14 protein-coding genes are annotated in these 21121 nt (G+C 72.1%); 9 read left to right on the top strand and 5 right to left on the bottom strand.

Features of this window, described 5'->3' with window-relative positions; translation table 11 throughout:
• Nucleotides 1-67 precede the first annotated feature (67 nt).
• The 3 genes from C2L59_RS27550 to C2L59_RS27540 all read left to right on the top strand — a co-directional run bounded on the left by C2L59_RS27550 (nucleotide 68) and on the right by C2L59_RS27540 (nucleotide 9097).
• Nucleotides 68-6694 carry a DUF885 family protein gene (locus tag C2L59_RS27550; protein ID WP_103352429.1) on the top strand — a complete coding sequence of 2209 codons (6627 nt, stop codon included), beginning with the start codon at nucleotides 68-70 and terminating at the stop codon, nucleotides 6692-6694.
• Nucleotides 6695-6749: 55 nt separating this feature from the next.
• Nucleotides 6750-7961, top strand: a complete 1212-nt coding sequence (fahA, locus tag C2L59_RS27545; protein ID WP_103352428.1) for a fumarylacetoacetase — start codon at nucleotides 6750-6752, stop codon at nucleotides 7959-7961.
• 95 nt (nucleotides 7962-8056) lie between these two features.
• The gene (locus tag C2L59_RS27540; protein WP_103352427.1) at nucleotides 8057-9097 is read left to right on the top strand and encodes an LLM class F420-dependent oxidoreductase; all 1041 of its coding nucleotides are present in this window, start codon (nucleotides 8057-8059) and stop codon (nucleotides 9095-9097) included.
• Between the two features lie 214 nt (nucleotides 9098-9311).
• Here the strand turns inward: C2L59_RS27540 and C2L59_RS27535 are convergent, their stop codons facing one another.
• Entirely contained in the window at nucleotides 9312-9914 is a 603-nt protein-coding gene (locus C2L59_RS27535) for a class F sortase (protein ID WP_233223725.1), read from the bottom strand.
• 240 nt (nucleotides 9915-10154) lie between these two features.
• Here C2L59_RS27535 and C2L59_RS27530 point away from each other — a divergent pair, with 240 nt between their 5' ends.
• Both C2L59_RS27530 and C2L59_RS27525 read left to right on the top strand, forming a co-directional pair.
• Entirely contained in the window at nucleotides 10155-11093 is a 939-nt protein-coding gene (locus tag C2L59_RS27530; protein WP_199199274.1) for a Ppx/GppA phosphatase family protein, read from the top strand.
• 47 nt (nucleotides 11094-11140) lie between these two features.
• Nucleotides 11141-11326, top strand: a complete 186-nt coding sequence (locus tag C2L59_RS27525; RefSeq protein ID WP_103352425.1) for a hypothetical protein — start codon at nucleotides 11141-11143, stop codon at nucleotides 11324-11326.
• Here C2L59_RS27525 and C2L59_RS27520 read toward each other — a convergent pair.
• The 3 genes from C2L59_RS27520 to C2L59_RS27510 are packed head-to-tail and all read right to left on the bottom strand — an operon-like array spanning nucleotide 11307 to nucleotide 14803.
• A complete protein-coding gene (locus C2L59_RS27520; RefSeq protein ID WP_103352424.1) occupies nucleotides 11307-13706 on the bottom strand; it encodes a glycoside hydrolase family 65 protein in 2400 nt (799 codons plus the stop codon). The genes C2L59_RS27525 and C2L59_RS27520 overlap by 20 nt on opposite strands.
• Nucleotides 13703-14434 (bottom strand): HAD family phosphatase, encoded by a 732-nt coding sequence (locus C2L59_RS27515; protein WP_103352423.1) that lies wholly within the window; start codon nucleotides 14432-14434, stop codon nucleotides 13703-13705. Before C2L59_RS27515 ends, C2L59_RS27520 begins: the two co-directional genes overlap by 4 nt.
• A 9-nt stretch (nucleotides 14435-14443) precedes the next feature.
• Entirely contained in the window at nucleotides 14444-14803 is a 360-nt protein-coding gene (locus tag C2L59_RS27510; RefSeq protein ID WP_103352422.1) for a helix-turn-helix transcriptional regulator, read from the bottom strand.
• 118 nt (nucleotides 14804-14921) lie between these two features.
• Between C2L59_RS27510 and C2L59_RS27505 the strand changes: the two genes are divergently transcribed.
• Entirely contained in the window at nucleotides 14922-15422 is a 501-nt protein-coding gene (locus tag C2L59_RS27505) for a PaaI family thioesterase (RefSeq protein WP_103352421.1), read from the top strand.
• Nucleotides 15423-15497: 75 nt separating this feature from the next.
• On the opposite strand, the gene C2L59_RS27500 is transcribed toward C2L59_RS27505, so the two are convergent.
• Complete coding sequence (locus tag C2L59_RS27500) at nucleotides 15498-15974, bottom strand: MarR family winged helix-turn-helix transcriptional regulator (protein ID WP_103352420.1); 477 nt, start codon at nucleotides 15972-15974, stop codon at nucleotides 15498-15500.
• Between C2L59_RS27500 and C2L59_RS27495 the strand changes: the two genes are divergently transcribed.
• The 3 genes from C2L59_RS27495 to C2L59_RS27485 all read left to right on the top strand — a co-directional run bounded on the left by C2L59_RS27495 (nucleotide 15973) and on the right by C2L59_RS27485 (nucleotide 21117).
• A complete protein-coding gene (locus tag C2L59_RS27495) occupies nucleotides 15973-16434 on the top strand; it encodes a pyridoxamine 5'-phosphate oxidase family protein (RefSeq protein WP_103352419.1) in 462 nt (153 codons plus the stop codon). The genes C2L59_RS27500 and C2L59_RS27495 overlap by 2 nt on opposite strands.
• Nucleotides 16435-16524: 90 nt before the next feature.
• The gene (locus tag C2L59_RS27490) at nucleotides 16525-20403 is read left to right on the top strand and encodes an HPC2 multi-domain protein (protein WP_103352418.1); all 3879 of its coding nucleotides are present in this window, start codon (nucleotides 16525-16527) and stop codon (nucleotides 20401-20403) included.
• 12 nt (nucleotides 20404-20415) lie between these two features.
• A complete protein-coding gene (locus C2L59_RS27485) occupies nucleotides 20416-21117 on the top strand; it encodes a hypothetical protein (RefSeq protein WP_103352417.1) in 702 nt (233 codons plus the stop codon).
• The last annotated feature ends 4 nt before the right edge of the window (nucleotides 21118-21121 follow it).

The raw sequence follows: 21121 nt of genomic DNA, 5'->3' as shown, positions 1-21121 counted from the left end.
GGTTTTCTGTCGGTGATCTCCGTTAGGGTCGGCCGGGAGTACATCAGCCGAAGCTGGGGGTCCTGCCATGACCGCGGTCACCGAACTCGCCGACGAGTTCGTCGAAGCGTTGTTCGCCGCCGATCCGCTGACGCCCGCGCTGCTGGGCATCCGCCCGGCGGAGCCCGGTCTGCCGTCGCTGTCCGCCGACGCCGAGCAGGCGTTCCGCGCGCGCCTGGCGGAGTTCCTCGGCCGGGCCCGCGCGCTGGACGCCGGCGGCCTCACGGCCGAAGACCGCGTCACGCGCGAAGTCCTGATCACCACGGCCGAGAACCGCATCGCGGCGATCGACAGCCGGCTGACCGAGTTCACCGTCACCGACCTGTCCATCGGGACCGCGGCCGGCCTGCTGATGGCGTTGCCGATGACCACGGTGACGGCGGGCGAGGCCGCGGAGGCGCAGCTCGGCCGGCTCGCCGCGATCCCGGCGTACCTCCGCCAGGCCGCGCGGCGGCACGCCGAGGGCATCGCCGCCGGCCTGCTGCCGGTGGCCCACCTGGTCGACGCCGCGGTCGCGCACCTCGACCGCTACCTCGCCGACTCCGACGCCGACCCGCTGCGCCGCCAGCCGGCCCCGGACGAGGCGTTCGGACGGCGCCGGGAGGAGCTGCTGGCCGACGTCGTGCGCCCGGCCTTCGCCGAGTACCGCGCCTTCCTCGTCACCGAGGTGAAGCCGCACGGGCGGCCCGAGGACCGGCCCGGCCTGTCGTGGCTGCCGGACGGCCCGCAGATGTACGCCCGCCTGGCGCGGATGCACACGACCACCGAGCTCACCCCGGCCGAGCTGCACCGGACCGGCGTCGACACCATCGCCGCACTCGCCGTCGAATACCGCGAGCTGGGCCTGCGGGTGTACGGCACCGACGACCTGGCCGAGATCTTCGCGCGCCTGCGCACCGACCCGGCGCTGCGCTGGCGCAGCGCGGACGAGCTGCTGGAGACCGCGCGCACGGCCGTCGCCCGGGCGGCCGCGGAGGCCCCGAAGTGGTTCGGCCGGCTCCCGGACCACGAGTGCACGGTCGAGGCGGTGCCGGCGGAGGTCGCGCCCGGCGCGCCCGCGGCGTACTACCTGCGCCCGGCCGCCGACGGCTCCCGGCCGGGGATCTACTTCGCGAACACCCACGAGGCCACCGAGCGGTTGCGGCACATGGCCGAAACGACCGCGTTCCACGAAGCCGTGCCGGGGCACCACTTCCAGCTGAGCATCGCGCAGGGGCTCACCGAACTGCCGCTGCTGCGCCGCATCGGCGGCTTCAACGCCTACATCGAGGGCTGGGGCCTCTACAGCGAGCGCCTCGCCGACGAAATGGGGCTGTACTCCGACGACGTCGCCCGGCTCGGCATGCTGGCCGGCGACTCGCTGCGGGCGGGCCGGCTGGTCGTCGACACCGGGCTGCACGCGCTCGGCTGGAGCCGTCAGCAAGCCGTCGACTACCTGCTGGAGCACACGCCGGAGGCGCGCGCGGAGGTCGAGTCCGAGGTCGACCGCTACATCGCGTGGCCGGGCCAGGCCCTGGGGTACCTGGTGGGGCGGCGGGAGATCCAGCGGGCGCGCGCCCGCGCCGCCGAGCGGCTCGGCTCGCGGTTCGACGTCCGGGCGTTCCACGACCTCGTGCTGGCCGGTGGCCCGCTGCCGCTGTCGGTGCTCGCCACCGTCGTCGACGAATGGGTGGCCGGGCACGGCGACACCGTCGGCGGCCTGGCGAACGAGCTCGTCGAGCTGTCGTTCGAGCAGGAGCCGCTGCACCCGTCGGTGCTGGGCCTGCCGGGCCAGCACGACCGGCTCGGCGACCAGACCCGGGAAGCCCAGGAGCGCTTCCGGGCCGCGTACACCGGCATCGCCGCCCGCGCCCGGGCGCTGGCCACCGACGGCCTGACGGCGGAAGAAGCCGTGACGCGCGAGGTCGTGATCGCCGCCGCCGAGGTCGAAGCCGACCGGCTGGGGTCGCGGACCGCCGACCTCGCGGTCAGCGACGGGCTCACCGCGCCCGCGCTCGGGCTGCTGATGTACCTGCCGTACTACAAGCTGGACGACGAACCGAAGGCGCGCGGCTACCTGGCCCGGCTGGCGGCCATCGAGCCGTTCCTCGCCGACCTGGCCACGCGGCAGCGGGAAAGCCTCGCCGAAGGTCTCGTGCCGCCGGCGTACCTCGCCCGTGTGGGCGCCGGGTACATCGACCGCTACCTCGCCGCGCCGGACTCCGACCCGCTGAAGGTGGGCACGACCGCGGCCGTCGAGGGCTTCGAAGCCGAGCGGGACAGGCTGCTCGCGGAGGTGGTGCGCCCGGCGTACGCGCGGTACCGGGACTTCCTGCGCACGGAGGTCGAGCCGGCCGGGCGCCCGGACACCGCGCCCGGCATCTCCCACGTGCCGGGCGGGGCCGAGCGGTACGCCGCGCTGATCCGCGCGGAGACGACCACCGAGCGCACGGCCCAGGACCTGCACGACACCGGGCTGGCGATCATCGAGCAGCTGGCGGGGGAGTACCACGAGCTGGGCGCGAAGGTGTTCGGCACCACCGAGCTCCCCGAGATCTTCGAACGCCTGCGCACCGATCCGGCGCTGCGCTGGCGGGACGGCGAGGAGCTGCTGTTCGCGGCCCGGGAAGCCATCTCCCGCGCGGAAGCCGTGGCGCCGCAGTGGTTCTCGCGCATCCCGGCGGAGAAGTGCGAGGTCGCGCCGGTGCCCGAGGCCGACGCGGCGAGCGGCACGATCGCGTACTACCTCCAGCCGTCGCTGGACGGGACGCGGCCGGGCACGTACTACGCGAACACCCACGAGGCGGACAAGCGGCCGCGGTTCACCAGCGAGGCGATCGCGTTCCACGAAGCCGTGCCGGGGCACCACTTCCAGCTCAGCCTGGCGCAGGAACTGCAGGACCTGCCGCTGCTGCGGCGGATCGGCATGTTCAACGCGTACGCCGAGGGCTGGGGGCTCTACGCCGAGCGGCTCGCGGACGAGATGGGCCTGTACTCCGACGACGTGTCGCGGCTGGGCATGCTCACGCAGGACTCGATGCGGGCGGGCCGGCTGGTCGTCGACACCGGGCTGCACGCGCTGGGCTGGAGCCGGCAGCAGGCGATCGACTACCTGGTCGACAACACGCCGATGGCGCTGCTGGAGATCGAAGCGGAGATCGACCGGTACGTCGGCTGGCCGGGGCAGGCGCTCGGCTACATGGTGGGGCGGCTGGAGATCCAGCGGCTGCGGGCCGAGGCCGAGCAGGCGCTGGGCGCGGCGTTCGACATCCGCGGGTTCCACGAAGTCGTGCTGGGGCACGGCATGCTGCCGCTGTCCGCGCTGGCCAAGGTGGTCACGGACTGGGTGGCCGAGCATCAACCGGACACGCCCGACGGGCTCGCCGACGAGCTGGTGGCGGTGAACTTCGAGCGGCAGCCGCTCTACCCGTCGGTGTTCGGCCTGCCCGGTGCGCACGACCGGCTGCCCGATCCCGGCGCCGAAAGCCGGTTCCGGGCCGCGTACGCGGCGATCGCCGCGCGGGCCGAGGCGATCGACCCGGCCGGGCTGCCGGCGGCCGGGCGCGTCACCCGGGACGTCGTGATCTCCCAGGCGAAGGCGGAGATCGACGAGATCGACTCCCGCCGTACGGACCTCGCGGTCAGCGACGGGCTCGGCGCGCCCGCGCTGCAGCTGCTGCTCTACCTGCCGCAGACGGTGCTGGACGACGAGCCGAAGGTCCGCGGCTACCTGAGCCGGCTGGCCGGGGTCGGCGACCACCTCGACGCCTTGATCGGCCGTCAGCGCGCGGCCGTGGGCGAAGGGCTGGTACCGCCGGGCTTCCTGGTGCGCACGGGCATCGGCTACGTCGACCGCTACCTCGCCGCGCCGGAGAGCGACCCGCTGCGGGTGACACCGCCGTACGCACTCGAAGGCTTCGAGGCCGAGCGTGACCGCCTGCTCGACGACGTCGTCCGGCCCGCGTACGCGCGGTACCGCGCGTTCCTGGCCGACGAGGTCGCGCCGGTCGCGCGGCCCGAGACGGCGCCGGGCATCTCCCACCTGCCGGGCGGGGCCGGGCGGTACGCCGCGCTGATCCGCGTCGAGACGACGACCGAGCGCACGGCGCAGGACCTGCACGACACCGGGCTGGCGATCATCGCGAAGCTGGCGGAGGAGTACCGCGAGATCGGCGGGAAGCTGTTCGGCACCACGGATCTCGCGGCGGTCTTCGACCGGATCCGGACCGACCCGGCGCTGCGCTGGCGGGACGGCGAGGAGCTGCTGGCCGGGGCCCGGGCCGCGATCACCCGCGCGGAAGCCGTGGCCGGGCAGTGGTTCTCGCGCGTACCGGAACAGAAGTGCGAGGTCCGGCCGGTGCCGGCGGCCGAGGCGACCAGCGGCACGATCGCGTACTACCTGCGGCCGTCGCTCGACGGGACGCGCCCGGGCGTCTACTACGCGAACACGCACGAGGCCGACAAGCGGCCGCGCTTCACCAGTGAGGCCGTCGCGTTCCACGAAGCCGTGCCGGGGCACCACTTCCAGCTGTGCCTCGCGCAGGATCTCAGCGACCTGCCGCTGCTGCGGCGGATCGCGCACGTCAACGCCTACGCCGAAGGCTGGGGCCTCTACGCCGAGCGCCTGGCCGACGAAATGGGCCTCTACTCCGACGACGTCTCGCGGCTGGGCATGCTGACCCAGGACTCGATGCGGGCCGGGCGGCTGGTCGTCGACACCGGGCTGCACGCGCTCGGGTGGAGCCGGCAGCAGGCGGTCGACTACCTCGCCGAGCACACGCCGATGGCGCTGCTGGAGATCGAAGCGGAGATCGACCGGTACGTCGCCAACCCGGGGCAGGCGCTCGGCTACATGGTCGGGCGGCTGGAAATCCAGCGGCTGCGGGCCGAGGCCGAGCAGGCGCTGGGAGAGGCGTTCGACATCCGCGAGTTCCACGACGTCGTGCTGGGCAGCGGCACCCTGCCGCTGCCGGTGCTCGCCGGCGTCGTCGCCGACTGGGTGGCGACGCGCCGGGACACGCCCGACCGGCTCGCCGACGAGTGCCTGGAGCTGATGTTCGAGGCGCAGCCGCTGCTCCCGTCGCTGTACGGCCTGCCGGGCAGCCACGACAAGCTCGCCGACCAGACCGCCGAAGCCGGGGCCCGGTACCGCGCCGGCCTCGCCGGGATCATCGCGCGGGCGGAAGCGATCGACGCGGCGGCGCTGTCGCCGGCCGAGCGGGTGACCCGGGACGTCGTGATCTGGCAGGCCCGCACCCAGATCGACGTGCTGGACTCCGGCCGGGCCGACATCGCGGTCAGCGACGGGCTGGCCGCGCCGGCCCTCGAACTGCTGATGGAGCTGCCGCAGACGGTCCTCGACGACGAGGTCAAGGCCCGCGGCTACCTGAGCCGGCTCGCCGCCGTCGGCACGTACCTGGACCAGCTGATCGAGCGGCAGCGGGCCGCGCTCGCCGAGGGCCTGACGCCGCCGGAGTTCCTGGCGCGCATCGGCGTCGGCTACGTCGAGCGGTACCTCGGCGCGCCGGAGAACGACCCGCTGAAGGTGCCGGTCCGCGGGCTCGAGGCCGAGCGCGACCGGTTGCTGGCCGAGGTGGTCCACCCCGCGTACGCGCGGTACCGGGACTTCCTGGCCGGCGAGGTCGTGCCGGTGGCGCGGCCCGAGACGTCCCCGGGCATCGGCGACCTGCCGGGCGGGCCGGAGCGGTACGCGGCCCTGATCCGGGCGGAGACGACCACCGAGCGCACGGCGCAGGACCTGCACGACACCGGGCTGGCGATCATCGAGCAGCTGGCGGAGGAGTACCGCGAGCTGGGCGCGAAGGTGTTCGGCACGACGGAGCCGGCGGAGATCTTCGACCGGATCCGCACGGACCCGGCCCTGCGCTGGCGGGACGGCGACGAGCTCCTGGACGCCGCCCGCGCGACGATCAGGCGCGCGGAAGCCGTGGCGCCGCAATGGTTCTCGCGGGTGCCGGAGCAGCAGTGCCAGGTCGCGCCAGTGCCGGACGCCGAGGCCGAGAGCGGCTCGATCGCCTACTACATCGATCCGTCCCTGGACGGTTCGCGGCCGGGCACGTACTACGCGAACACGCACGACGCGGACGAGCGGCAGCGGACGCTGGGCGAGGCGGTGGCGTTCCACGAAGCCGTGCCGGGGCACCACTTCCAGCTGGTGCTGGCCCAGCAGCTGACGGGCGTGCCCCTGTTGCGCCGGATCGCGATGTTCAACGCGTACGCCGAGGGCTGGGGCCTGTACGCGGAGCGCCTCGCGGACGAGATGGGCCTGTACTCCGACGACGTGTCCCGCCTCGGCCTGCTGACGCAGGACTCGATGCGCGCGGCGCGCCTGGTGGTCGACACGGGCCTGCACGCGCTGGGCTGGAGCCGGCAGCGGGCGGTGGACTACCTGCGCGACAACACGCCGATGGCCCAGATCGAGATCGACGCGGAGATCGACCGCTACGCGGGGCACCCGGGCCAGGCGCTCAGCTACATGGTGGGCCGCCTGGAGATCGAGCGGCTGCGCGCGGAGGCCGAGCAGGCCCTGGGCGAGCGGTTCGACATCCGGGAGTTCCACGACACGGTGCTGGGCAGCGGCACCCTGCCGCTGCCGGTCCTGGCGGACGTGGTGGCGGACTGGGTCGCGGCGCGGTCCGCGGAGGGTGGCAAGTGATGACGGCGGCCGGTCCGGCCGGCTACTCGGCGGCGCGGGCCGCCCGGGACGAGGAGTGAACGTGACCTGGCTCGACCTTGCCGACGACACGCCGTTCGGCCTGGACAACCTGCCCTACGGCGTCTTCTCCGCCGGCGGGGCGCCCGAGCGGCGGATCGGCGTGCCCGTCGGCGACCACGTGCTCGACCTGACCGCGGCGGCCGCCGTGACCGCCGCCGCGTTCGCCCCGCTGCTCACCGCGGGGGTGCTCAACCCGCTGCTCGCCGCCGGGCCGGCCACCTGGCGGGACGTCCGCGCGAGCGTCCGGGAATGGCTCACCGAACCCCGGTACGCCGATCAGCTCCGGCCGCACCTGGTGCCGCTGGCCGAGGTGGCCACCCACCTCGCCTTCGAGGTCGCCGACTACGTCGACTTCTACTCCAGCGAGCACCACGCCCTCAACGCCGGCAAGATCTTCCGCCCGGACGCGACCGAGCTGCCGCCGAACTGGAAGCACCTGCCGATCGGCTACCACGGCCGGGCCGGCACCGTCGTGGCGTCCGGCACGCCGGTCGTCCGGCCGCACGGGCAGCGCAAGCCCCGCAACGCCGACGCGCCGTCGTTCGGCCCGTCGCAGCGGCTGGACATCGAGGCGGAGGTGGGGTTCGTCGTCGGCGTCCCGTCCACCGCGGGCACCCCGGTGCCCACCGCGGACTTCGCGGACCACGTCTTCGGCGTCTGCCTGGTCAACGACTGGTCGGCGCGGGACATCCAGGCCTGGGAGTACCAGCCGCTCGGGCCGTTCCTCGGCAAGTCGTTCGCGACGTCGGTGTCGCCGTGGATCGTGCCGCTGGCCGCGCTGGAGCACGCGCGCGTCGACGGCCCGCCACAGGACCCGGAGCCGTTCGAGTACCTGCGGACCGGGGAGAAGTGGGGCCTCGACCTGGCCCTGGAGGTCCGGCTCAACGGCCACCTCGTGTCGAGCCCGCCGTTCGCGACGCAGTACTGGACGGCCCCGCAGCAGCTGGCGCACCTGACGGTCAACGGCGCGAGCCTGCGCACGGGCGACCTGTTCGCGTCGGGCACGGTGACCGGCCCGGAACGCGACCAGCAGGGCTCGTTCCTGGAGCTGTCCTGGGGCGGCCAGGAACCCCTGGAGCTGCCGGGCGGCGTGACGCGGACGTTCCTGGAGGACGGCGACGAGGTGGTGATCAGCGCGACGGCGCCGGGCCCGGCCGGGACGCGGATCGGCTTCGGCGACGTCCGGGGCACGGTGGTGCCGGGCTGAAACCGGGCGGAAGTGGCGCTGCGCACACCGGACGCGGCCGGATCTGCCGCATAATGACCTGCGACTAAGCGCTTGTTCAGCACGGGAGGACGCCGATGAGGATCGGGACCGGGATCAGCTACGCCGGAGGCTTCGCCGACAGCGTCGCGGACGTCGTCGAACTGGAGAAGGCCGGCCTCGACGTCGTCTTCGTGCCGGAGGCGTACTCGTTCGACGCGGTCAGCCAGCTCGGCTACCTGGCCGCGAAGACCGAGCGCGTCCAGCTGGCGTCGGGCATCTTCCAGATCTACACCCGCACGCCGACGCTGACCGCGATGACCGCGGCCGGCCTCGACTTCGTCTCGGACGGGCGGTTCATCCTCGGCCTCGGGGCCTCCGGCCCGCAGGTCATCGAGGGCTTCCACGGCGTGAAGTACGACGCGCCGCTGGCCCGCACCCGCGAGATCGTCGAGGTGTGCCGCCAGGTGTGGCGCCGCGAGCGCGTGGTGCACGAGGGCAAGCACTACACGATCCCGCTGCCGCCGGAGCAGGGCACCGGGCTCGGCAAGCCGCTCAAGCTGATCAACCACCCGGTGCGCGAGCGCATCCCGGTCCTGCTGGCCTCGCTCGGCCCGAAGAACGTGGCCCTGACGGCCGAGATCGCGGAGGGCTGGCAGCCGATCTTCTTCCACCCGGAGAAGGCGGCCGACGTCTGGGGCGCTTCCCTGGCCGAGGGCAAGGCCAAGCGCGACGCGGCCCTGGGCGAGCTGGACACGTTCGTGACGGTGCCCCTGGCCATCGGCGCCGACGTGGAGCCGCTCCTCGACCACGTGCGCCCGGTCCTGGCCCTGTACATCGGCGGAATGGGCGCGCGTGGCAAGAACTTCTACAACGACCTGGCCCGCCGCTACGGCTACGAGGCGGAGGCCAAGCTGATCCAGGACCTGTACCTGGACGGCAAGAAGGAGGAGGCGGCCGCGGCGGTCCCGCTGGAGCTCCTGCGCGCGATTTCCCTGGTGGGCCCGGCGGGCTACGTGAAGGAGCGCCTGGCGGCCTTCGCGGCGGCGGGAGCGACGACGCTGGTGGTGAACCCGCTGCAGCCGGGCCGCGAGGCTCGGGTGGCGGCGGTGTCGCAGCTGCGCGAGCTGATCGACTGAGGGCGAGCCCGGGGCGCGGGTGCCGCGCCCCGGGGCCCGCGGCGGGGTGGTGGCGGCACGGGGGACGCGACGCCCGGCCCCGCGGCTGTGCCCGGTGAGCGCGCGGTCGCCGGGGGTGCGGGTGCTGTGCCGAGGGGCTCGAAAGCGCGGTGTCGCAGCTGCGGCCTTGCGCCATCCCGAGGCGGCGCGGCCGCCCGGCCACCCCGATCGCCAATCAAGCCAGCGCCGCGTACACCGCCACCCGCGCACCGCCCAGGCCCGCGCTGTCGTAACTCCCGTCGCTGGTGATCAGCCGCAGCTGGGGGCCCGGCCCGTCCGACGCCACCAACGTGCTGTCCGGCTCGTTCGCCGGGAACAGGGCCACCCGGCGGACCGTGAACCGCGTCTCGTGGCCGCTTGCGTCGGTGGTGGCGATCGCTGCTCCCGGCTTGAGCTTGGCCAAGCGGGCGAATGCGCCCAGTGCGTAGCCGAAACCCGCGTGGCCCGACAGCACCGCGACGCCCGGCGAGCCCGGGGGTGGTCCGTCGCTGAACCAGCCGACCCCGAGGGCCGTTCCCGGCTGCTCGCGGCGGCCCGCCGTGTGGCCCAGGGCGACCAGCTGGTTCACCGCCAGGTCCAGGTCGGGGATCCGCAGCGCCGCCGGTGGGGCGCCGGTCCGGTGGTCCGCCGCCGCCGCGCCCGTGGTCAGGGACGGGGCCGGGGACAGCACCGTCGTCACCCCGAGCAGGACGCAGCCCAGCCCGGCCACCACCGCGAGCACGACGGCGGCCGGCCGCACGAGCTCGGAGCACCGCTCCATCGCAATCCCCTGCTCCACGCCGGTTCCGATGTCCCTTGAATCGCAGCCCGGACGCGGGTGTTACCGAATCGTGTCCGGACGCACAATGATTCACTCAATCGGGTTATCTCACTGTGACCTTCGCGTCAGAACAGCACGTCCGGAGGGCCTCATTACCGGAAATGCGCGGCGGCGGGCCGTGAGATCCGACATCATTGCTGGTTTCGACGCGTCGTACTGGGGATATTCACGAGGCGGAAGTGGAGGTGCACCGAAGCTGTGCGGAAAATCGAAGAGCCCGCGGTGGGTGTGCTGGACGTCGGCTCGTTCAGCGCCCGGCTCGTGGTGGTGCCGGTCGACGGCTCACCGCGGGAACCGCTGGTGAACCACCAGACCCGGCTGCGCCTCGACCGCGAGCTCGACGTCCGTGGCCGGCTCTCCGACCGCGGCATCGAAGCCGTCACGGCCGCCGTCGCCGCGGGCATGAGCACCGCCTACCACCACGGTGTCAGCGACGTCTACCCGCTGGCCACCTCCTCGATCCGCGACGCGGCCAACGCGGCGGACGTCGTCCGGCACGTCGCCGGCGAAACCGGGGTCGAGCTGCGGTTCCTCTCCGGGCCCTGCGAGGCCGAGCTGACCTACCTCGCCGCCCGCCGGTGGTACGCCGAGGAGCCGGGGCCGATGCTCGTGCTCGACATCGGCGGCGGGACCGTCGAACTGGCCGCCGGCCGCGGCGAGAAGGCCACCTTCGCGCGCTCGCTGCCGCTGGGGGCCCGGTCGATGACGCGGGACTGGCTGCCGTCCGAGCGCGTGTCGAACAAGCAGGTCAAGGCGCTGCGCGCGCACGCCCTCGACGTCGTGACCACCACGCTCGGGGCGGCCGACGTCGACGATCCGCGGGTCGTCGGCTGCTCGAAGGTGCTGCAGCAGCTCGCGCGGCTCGCCGGTGCCCGGCCGGGCAAGTGCAAGGAGCTGCGGCTCGACGACCTCCGCGCGTGGATCCCACGGCTCGCCGCACTGCCGCCGTCGAAGCGGGCCGAGCTGCCCGGCATCTCCCGCAGCCGCGCCCACCAGGCCCTGGCCGGCGCGATCGTCGCGGAGGCCCTCCTGACCGTCGCCGGTGGCCAGGTGACGATCTGCCCGTGGTCGACCCGCGACGGCCTGCTGCTCACGCTCCAGGACAAGGCGCGCGCGGCGGGCAAGCGCGCGGCCTGAACACCGAACGCTGGCCGTGGCCGGGAAAACCGGGTATTCCGGAAAGCATGAGCGAGCAGCAGCGCATCCACAGCCGTGACGACGAAGACGATGAGCTCCCGAAGCTCCCGACGCCCGGTCAGCTGACGCACGACGTGCCGACCGCGCCGGACCCGGACGTCAACCCGGGTGGGACCGAGGAAGTCCCGGCCCCACCCGCGCGCGACGACGTCGTCAGCGACCTTCCTCGGTGATCGGGTTCGCCGGCTCCGCGTACTGACGCACCGCCTCCGAGTCCCGCCGCATCGGGGCCCGGCCGGGCGGCTGCTTCGGCGGCGTGCCGGCGTCGGTCTTCGGGATCGCGTACTGCCGCGGCTCGGCCGTGACGGTGATGCGCTCGCCGTGGTGCAGTACCTCGAGCGGATCGCCGGCCACCACGTGGTAGGTGGCCTGGTCGGGGTCGATCTCGACCTGGAACCGGGTGCCGCGGAACATCAGGCGGAAGGTGATCCGCCCCAGCTGCGGCGGCAGCCGCGGCGCGAACGCCAGCGTCCCGCCGTGGTCGCGCAGGCCGCCGAACCCGGCCACCGCGCCCTGCCACGCCCCGGCCAGGGACGCCATGTGCAGGCCGTTGCGGACGTTGTTGTGCACGTCGTGCAGGTCGGTCAGGGCCGCTTCGGCGAGGTAGTCGTAGGCCAGCTCCAGGTGCCCCACCTCGGCCGCCACCACCGCCTGCGTCCCCGCCGACAGCGAGGAGTCGCGCACGGTCCTCGCCTCGTAGTAGGCGAAGTCACGGGCCTTCTCCTCCGGGCTGAACGAGTCGCCGCACAGGTGCAGCGCCAGCACCAGGTCCGCCTGCTTCACGACCTGCTTGCGGTACAGGTCGAAGTACGGGTAGTGCAGCAGCAGCGGGTAGTGCGCCGGGTCGGTCTCCTCGTAGTCCCACTCGTCGTGGTCGAGGAACCCCTCCGACTGCGGGTGCACGCCGAGTTCCGCGTCGTAGGGCAGGTACATCGCCGCCGCGGCCGCGCGCCAGGTGTCCAGCTCGACGGTGTCGACGCCGAACCGCGCCGCCACGTCCGGGTGCCGCTCGCACGACGCCGCGGCCGCCTGCAGGTTCCGCCGCGCCATCAAGTTCGTGTAGACGTTGTTGTCCGCCACCGCCGAATACTCGTCCGGCCCGGTGACGCCGTCGATGCGGAACGCGCCGTGCCGGTCGTGGTGGCCCAGCGACGCCCACAGCCGCGCGGTTTCCAGCAGCAGTTCGGTGCCGTAGGCGCGTTCGAACTCCTCGTCGCCGGTGGCGTTGAGGTAGCGCAGGACGGCGTCGGCGATGTCCGCGCTGACGTGGAACGCCGCCGTGCCCGCCGGCCAGTACGCCGAGCACTCGGCGCCGTTGATTGACCGCCACGGGAACGCCGCGCCGCGCAACCCCAGCTGGTGCGCGCGTTCCCGCGCTTTGTCCATGGTGGAGTGACGCCAGCGCAGGGCGTCGCGCGCCGCGTCCGGGATGGTGTAGGTGAGCACCGGCAGCACGAAGGATTCGGTGTCCCAGAAGGCGTGCCCGTCGTAGCCGGGCCCGGTCAGCCCCTTGCCGGCGATCGCGCGGCTCTCGCCGCGGGCCCCGGCCTGCAGGATGTGGAACAGGGCGAACCGGACGGCCTGCTGCAGCTCGGGATCGCCCTCGATCTCGATGTCCGACGTCCGCCAGTAGTCGTCGAGGAACTCGCGCTGCTCGGCGAGCAGGCCCTTCCAGGTCGTCTGGCGGGCGCCGGCCAGGGCCGCCTCGACCTGGGACCGCAGCGCGGGCACCGAGCGCTGCGCCGACCAGCCGTAGGCGAGGAACTTGGTGATCCGCAGCCGGCCGCCCTTCGGCACGTCGACCGCGACGGTCAGCCGCGCCAGGTCCTCCTCGGCGTGGATGCGGGCGCGGATCCCGTCGTCCACCTCGATCTTGTGGTCCATCGCCGCGGCCATCCGCAGCCCGGACCGGCGGGTCCGGTGCACCAGCACGGCGTTGTAGTCCGACGCGCGGTGGAACTCGCCGACCAGCGGCGATTCCAGCGCGGCGGCCACCCGCGGGTCGCTGGTGTCGGACTCGATCGGCTCGTTGGCCAGCAGGTCGGACTGCACGACCAGCTGCAGGTCCTCGTCGAGCGGCTCGACCTCGTACCGGATGGCGGCGATCGCGCGCTGGGTGAACGAGACGAGCCGTTCGGTGCGCACGCGGACCCGTCGTCCGGTCGGCGACGACCACTCGGTGGTCCGGCTGAGCGTGCCCCTGCGGAAGTCCAGGACGCGGTCGTGCGCGGTGGCCGCGCCGTAGCGCATGTCGAGCGGCTCGTCCTCGACGAGCAGCCGGATGATCTTGCCGTCGGTCACGTTGACGACGGTCTGGCCCTCTTCGGGGTAGCCGTAGCCGGCCTCGGCGTAGGGGAGTTCGTGCTGCTCGTAGAACCCGTTGAGGTACGTGCCGGGCAGCCCGCGCGGCTCGGCCTCCTCGAGGGTGCCGCGCAGCCCGATGTGGCCGTTCGACACCGCGAACGCCGATTCGGTGCGCTGCAGGGCGTCGACGTCCATGCCGCGCCACCGCAGTTCCCACGGCGAGCATTCGTAGCCGTGCGGTTCGGTCATCGGTCCTCCAGGAGGTCGGCGAGGTCGTCGACGACGATGTCGGCCCCGTGGGCCCGCAGTTCGGCGGCCTGGTCGGCCCGGTTCACGCCGATCACGTACCCGAAGCCGCCGGCCTTGCCGGCCTGGACGCCGGACTGGGCGTCCTCGAAGACGGCCGCGTGCGCGGGCTCGACGCCGAGCGCGGCGGCGCCGGCCAGGAACGAGTCCGGCGCCGGCTTGCCGCGCAGGTGCTGTTCGCGGATGACGATGCCGTCGATGCGCGCCTCGACGTACTTGCTCAGGTCGGCGCCGTCGAGCACCTTCGCGCCGTTCGCCGACGACGTCACGACGGCGATCCGCAGCCCGGCGGCCTTCGCCGCTTCGAGGTAGCGCACCGAACCCGGATACGGGTTCACGCCGCGTTCGTCGATGATCTTGAGGACCAGTTCGTTCTTGCGGTTGCCCACGCCGTTGACGGTCGGGGCGTCCACCGGGTCGTCCGGCTCGCCCTCGGGCAGCGCGATCCCCCGTGACCGCAGGAACTCCCGCACGCCGTCGGCGCGCGGGCGGCCGTCCACAAAGGCCGCGTAGTCGTGGTCGGTGAACTCCGCGAACCCGGCGCCGTCACGGGCGCGGAGGAATTCGTCGAACGTCCGCTTCCAGGCCTCGCGGTGGAGGATCGCCGTGCCGGTCAATACTCCGTCGAGGTCGAACAGGCAGGCGGTGATGGTCTCGGGCAATCCCGTCATGCCCGCACGCTACCGGTGTTCGCGGTCGTTCGCGGGATGTGGCCGGACGTGGTGGATGAGCTCGTGCACGGTCGCGTCCGCCAGCCGGTAGCGCACCACGCGGCCGGTGCGTTGCGGGGTGACCAGGCCGTGCGCCCGCAGCAGCCGCAGGGCCTGTGACACCGCGGTGTCGGTCATGCCGGTGGCCGCGGCGAGGTCGGTGACGCTGATCTCGCGGGCGTAGTGGATGGAGACCAGCAGCGCGAGCCGCGAGGGGTCGGCGACCACGGAAAAGCGCCGGGCCCACTCGTCGATGACGGCGCGGTCGCCGAGCCCGTCGACCGCCGCCGCGACGCGTTCCGGGTCGATCAGCTTGCGGTCGGTGCTCACCCGGCGATGATTCCACCCGCGGCGCGGGCGGACCACCGGTGGTCTGGGTCACGCCCTGCTTGACGCTCGCCGGGCCGCGGGCGACGATTAAGACAGTTGTCATAATCGAGGAGCCCGGATGACCGACGTCGAAGCACAGGTCCGATCGAAGACCATCACCTGGCAGGACCCGCTGGAAACGGCTCGTCTCGGCACGACGATGTCCGGCCTGGAGTACATGAGGGCGATCGCCGGGGGCCGCGTCCCGCCGGCGCCGATCGCCGCCCACTTCGGGATGCGCTGGGAAAGCGTCGAACCGGGCGAAGTCGTCGCGGTCGCCGAGCCGGACGAGTCCCTGTACAACCCGATCGGCATGGTCCACGGCGGCGTGGCGGCGACGATGCTGGACTCGGTGATCGGCTGCGCGGTCCACACGACGCTGCCGGCGGGGGTGGGCTACGCGTCGGTGGAGCTGAAGGTGAGCTACCTGCGGGCGATCCACGCGGGCCGCGGCGAGATCCGCGCGACGGGCCGGGTGGTGAAGGAGGGCTCGCGGATCGCGTTCGCCGAGGGGGAGATTCGCGACGCCGAGGGCAAGCTGCTGGCCACGGCGTCGGGGACCTGCGTCATCACGCGCTGAGCGGGGTGCAGCGCGGCCTTCACGGCGTCGAAGTCCTTGTGCACGAACAGGTTTTCCAGGCAGCGCCGGAGGTGATCAGCGCGGCGGCCGGACCCGCCGCGCGCGGATCGCGTCGTCGCCACCGTAGCGGCCGATGACCGCGGCCAGCAGTCTTCGCGCGTCTTCGACCTGTTCCACGCCGTACTCCGTCTCGATCTCCTCCTGAAGTTGCTGCCGCAGCACGCGCGTCGCCTCGACGGCGGCCAGCGCGTGGTCCGTCAGGTGCAGCAGTTTCGTGCGGGCGTCGGCCGGGTCCGCGTCGCGCCGCAGCAGGCCCCGGCGCTCCAGGTCCGCGACGGCCTTCGACGCCGCCTGCTGGGTGACGCCCATCCGCTCGGCCAGCGCCGTGATGGACAGCGGTGCGGCCAGGACGTGCTGGATCACGACGCCGTCGTTGAACCGCAGGTCGCCGAAACCCTGACCGGCGAGCCGCCGCTGGACCTCGTCGGTCATCGCCCAGCCCGCGAAGAGGGCCGTGAGGGACAGGTCGAGGGTGCTAGGATGCACAACCATGGTTGTGGAATCTACCGGAGTCCCCGCCGAGCTGGCCGAGGGGTTCGTCCGCGTGGCGCACCGGATCGTCTGGTGCACGTTGGTGACCGTCGACCGCCGGGGCCGCCCGCGCTCGCGGATCGTCCACCCGATCTGGCAGCGCACGGCCGGCGGCCTGGTCGGCCGGCTGTTCACCCGCCCGACGCCGCTGAAGCTCGCGCACCTGGCGGCGTCGCCGTACGTGTCGTGCTCGTACTGGGATCCGCAGCACGAAGTGGCGGTGGCGGAGTGCCGCGCGGAGTTCGCGGACGACGAGCGGACGCGCAAGGACCTGTGGGAGCTGTTCGCGTCGACGCCGGAACCCCTGGGCTACGACCCGAAGATCCTCGGCGGCGAGGACCACCGCGACCCGAAGATCACGGTGCTGCGCCTGACGCCTTGGCGCCTGTCGGCCGGCGGCGAGTCCTGGCGCGCCGCTTGATCCCGTAGCCGGGCGGGAACGCTTCGGCGACGCCCGGGTGACGGTCGTCTGCCATCCTGCGTCGACGTCCGACTTGCTCCCGGGAGAGCGATGCCGCCACCCGTCAAGGTCCGTGCCCCGAAGCCGTCGGTGCCGGTCCGCGCACCGGCGGTCCGGCCGCGGCGGCCGGACCCGCGCAGCGCGGTGCAGCCGGGGCCGGCGGCGGTGGCCCAGGCACGATCGCCGCTGGGCAACGCGGCCGTGGCGGCGGCGATGGGTGGGCGGCAACCGGGCCCGGCCGCGTTGACCGGGCCGATGATGCTGGCCGGCCAGAGCCTTGTCGGGAACCAGGCGGTCGCGGGTGCGGCCACCGCGCCGCCTCCGAAGCCCTCGGTTGCGGCGCCGCCGCCGGCGACCAAGCCCGAGGGCGGCGCGGAGGAGCCGAAGGAGCGTCCGGACAAGGGCGAGGCGAAGAAGGAAGAGGGCGGGCGTCGTTCGCCGCACGGCGACCCGAAGTTCCAGGCGCTGAAGAAGGACGTGACCGCGAAGAAGAAGCGAGTCGCGGGGAGCCATCCGCCGGCGACGGCGGAGGCGGGTTCGGCGCAGGCGGCCGCGGTGGCGCCGGCGGGCGACCAGGAGGCGCGGGGCAAGGCGGCGCACGCCGACGACATGGACGCCGCGCAGCCCAAGCAGTTCGACAAGCAGGCGTTCATCGAAGCGGTCAAGCAGGCGGTGAAGGACAAGGCGCCGAAGAACCTGGACGAGGCGGACAAGTTCGGCGAGTCGGGCAAGGCCGAGGAAATCAAGACGGAGGTCCAGGGCAAGGTCGGCGAGGGCAAGGACGCCTCGGCGCAGGAAATCGCCGACACCACGGCCGCGCCGCCGGCGCCGGCGCCGGACGCCAAGCAGGTCGTGCCGATGGCGGCCGACCCGGTGCCGGGCAAACCCGGGGCGCCGAACCCGGCCCAGGCCACGCCCGACCCGCTGCCGCCGTCGGTGACGGACATGTCCGCCGGTCCCGACCGAGTCGGCCGGCAGCTGGCCGATGCCCACGTCACCGAGCAACAGCTGTCGCTGGAGCACTCGCACGAACCGTCCTTCGGCAAGGCCGTCAAGGACAAGAAGGCGATGGACGCCCACTCGGCGGCCGCGCCCAAGAAGCTGCGCGCTGAGGAGAAAGGCGAACTCGACGAGGTCAAAGCGGGCGCGGCGACCCGGGGCGCGGCGGCGATGACCGGCATCCACGCCACCCGCGTCGCCACCGGCAAGCAGGTCGGCACCGGCAAACAGGGCGCGAAGAAGACCGACGAAGACCGGCGCAAAGAGGCCACCGACCTCCTGCAGAAGCTGTTCGACGAGACCAAGGGCGATGTCGAGAAGATCCTGACCGAGCTGGACAAGAAGGTCGACGACGAGTTCACCACGCAGGAAAAGACCGCCCGGGACACCTTCACCCGCGAGCACGAAGAAGGCATGGCCCGCTACAAGGACGAGCGCTACAGCGGGTGGGACGGCTGGTGGAGGTGGACCAGGGACCAGTTCGCCGGCCTGCCCGAGGAAGCGAACCGGATCTACGAGCAGGCCCGCGACCGCTACCTGACGGCGATGGACCGGATCATCACCGGCATCGCCGGCACCGTCGAACGCGAGCTCAAGCGCGCGAAGGACCGCATCGCGACGGGCCGCAAGGACCTGCGGGCGGCGGTGGAGAGACTCCCGGCCGACCTGAAAGCGATCGGCCGCCAGGCCGCCGCGGACTTCGCGGGCAAGTTCGACGAGCTGACCGAAACGGTCGACGACAAGGGCTCGGAACTCGTCGACACCCTCGCCACGAAGTACACCGACGCGGTCAAGGCCGTGGACGACGAGATAGCCGCGGAAAAGGAGAAGAACAAGGGCCTGGTCGCCAAGGCGGCCGACGCGATCGGCGGCGCGATCAAGGCGATCCTCGAACTGGGCCGCATGCTCCTCGGCGCGCTCGCCAAGGCCGCCTCGGCGATCCCGATGATCCTGCTGGACCCGATCGGGTTCCTGGGCAACCTGGTCACCGGCGTCGGCGGCGGCCTCAAGTTGTTCATGAAGAACGCGGGCCGTCACCTGGAGGCGGGCGTCCTGGCCTGGCTGCTGGGCACGGCCGCGACGGCGGGCATCCAGCTGCCGGCCAGCTTCGACGTCCTCGGCATCCTGACGCTGATCGCCACCCTGCTGGGCCTGTCGTGGGCGAACATCCGCAGCCGCCTGGCTCGCAAGGTCCCGACCCAGGCCCTGGTCGCCGCCGAAACCGCGGTCCCGCTGGTGGCGCAGGTCAAACGCCGGGGCGTGGCCGGCCTGTGGGACGAACTCAAAACCCGCGTCGGCGACCTGAAGAAGGACCTGATCGATAACCTGGTCTCGTACCTGCTCCCCACGATCATCATCGCCGGCATCACGTGGATCGTGTCCCTGTTCAACCCGGCGTCGGCGTTCATCCGCGCGTGCAAGATGATCATCGACATCATCCGGTTCATCGTGACCAACGCCCGCCGGATCATCGAATTCGTCAACGCGGTTTTGGACGCGGTACTCGCCATCGCCCGAGGCGGCACGGGCGGCGTCCCGGCGTTGGTGGAACGCGCGCTGGCCCGCGCGATCCCGGTCCTGATCGGCGCGCTCGCCGCCATCCTCGGGATCGGCGGGATAGCGGGGAAGGTGCGGGAGATCTTCCAGAAGCTCTCCCGCCCGGTGAACCGGGCCATCGACTGGGTGATCGACAAGATCACCGGTTTGATCAAGAAGCTGTGGGCGAAGCTGAAGCCGAAACCGAGGAAGCCGAAGCGCCCGACGGACCGTGGCCGGCCCGGAAAGCCGAAACGACCGCGCACGCCGAAGAAGCCGGCCAGGCCGAAGACCCGCCGGGACAAGGACAAGAAGCGCTCACGAGACGATCACCTCAAGGCCCCGCGCAAGAAGTTCGCCGACGCGAGGGCGGAGAGCCACGAGATCTTCTTCGTGCATGACGAGCTCGGCGCGCCGCTGATGATCCACAGCACGACGGAGCCGATCGGGAAGTACCTGCAGGACTGGAAACGCGAGATCGCCGGCGTGACGGAAGAACGGACCCGGGACGCGCAGCTCCGCGCCTGGACCCGCGCCCAGGACCTCGTTGTCCAGATCGACGCCCGGAAAGCATCGTTGCAGGGGACCCCGGCTGCGCGCCAGATGACCTACAAGTTCGTCTTGAGGAGACTCGACGAACTGGCCGCGACCCTGGCGGTACGGAAGACTTTGACCGATCCGCCGCTGCCTCCGCCGTTGTTGCCGCCTTTCGTCGACGATGTTCTCGCGATGCCGTTCAAGGCTCGTTACATCAACAAGAAGATCAAGCAGGGCAGCGCTGCGGGGACGAACAAAGGCAGCACTCTGCGAGGTTGGAGCTATGTCCAGTCGTCCGGGTTCAACAAGACGTACCGGACCAGCTGGGTGAAAATGCATCTGCTGCCGGCCTTCCTCGGTGGAGATGCCAGAGATTCCAACCTGATCCCGGCCCGGGGTTTCACCAACAATCCGCTGTTCCTCAAGGCCACCGAGAATCCGGCACGCAAGTCTCTCACGAAGAAGAAGGGCGACCCCGGTTTCGAACGCATGATCTGGTACTCTGTCGAAATCGATTACTATCGGATGGCAATCGTCGGCTTCCCGAGTGCGATCCGGGTGACCTGGGGTGGCTATGACAGCACAGGGGGCAACTGGGTCGAGCGCTCGGCCACGAACACGTTCTCCGACCGGCAGGACCGACCGCTGCCGCCGGCCCTTGACATCCTTCGCATCAACAAGGTGGGCGCCAAGCTGATAGCGCGCCTTCTCGGCGTCAGCAACGCCGAAGCGAAGGCGATCAAGAAATTCGTGGCCAGCACACCGTTCATCGGCATTGCCCATGCCGTGAGTTCGTTCCCCCAGCTGGCAACCCAGTTGCAGAGCCTTCATCAGGCCGGCCGGATCAGGTTCGACTGAGAGGATGCGCACGTGGAGACAGACTACGAACGCCGCCTCCGCGAGACCGTGGCAGAGGTCCAGTCATGTGACGCCATCCGGGTCCATCGATTCGAGCAAGGCACCCTGTCCGAATACCTCGGCGACGCAGCGCACGCATTCGAACTGATCGGAAGAGTCGAACGCAACCCATTGCCTGCTGACCTCGCCCACAACTTCCACCGCCGCTCCGACGTGGAACTGGCATGGCGAGCGAAGGAGCCGGACGAGGCGATTGCCGGCGAGTTCTCCCTCGTGCACGTCGCCGACGCGCTGTTGGCCGGACCGTCCGCCCGTCTCGCCGAACTGTCGGCCTGCATACCGGACAAGCGGCTGCTGGAGGAGTTGCGGCCCTTCGACACGCAGCCCACAGGTGGAACCGGTTCATGTGCCGCGCTGAGGCTGACCGGCAACGCCACCACGGCGGAGATCTGGTACTTCACGCTGACGCACGGGATCATGCGGCTCGACCTCGGCTACGGCGAGTACCTGGACCTCCTGCTCCGAGTCCGTGGCCTTCACAGCTGGCAGTACCTCTTCGCCGAACTGGACCCCGCCGAGCTCCACCTGAGCGCAGTGTTCTCCGAGCTGCGATCCGGGCTCGAATTCCTCGCGCGCACCTTCCCCGGCGACGACCTCGAAAACCTCATGAGCCGGCTCAACGCCCTCGAGCGCAGAGCGAACGGCCCCTCCTAGGGAA

Origin of the sequence: Amycolatopsis sp. CA-128772, assembly GCF_002904295.1 — a bacterium.
Lineage (GTDB): Bacteria > Actinomycetota > Actinomycetes > Mycobacteriales > Pseudonocardiaceae > Amycolatopsis.
The sequence above is the reverse complement of the archived record's forward strand: the minus strand, read 5'-3'. Positions and strand labels throughout refer to the sequence as shown.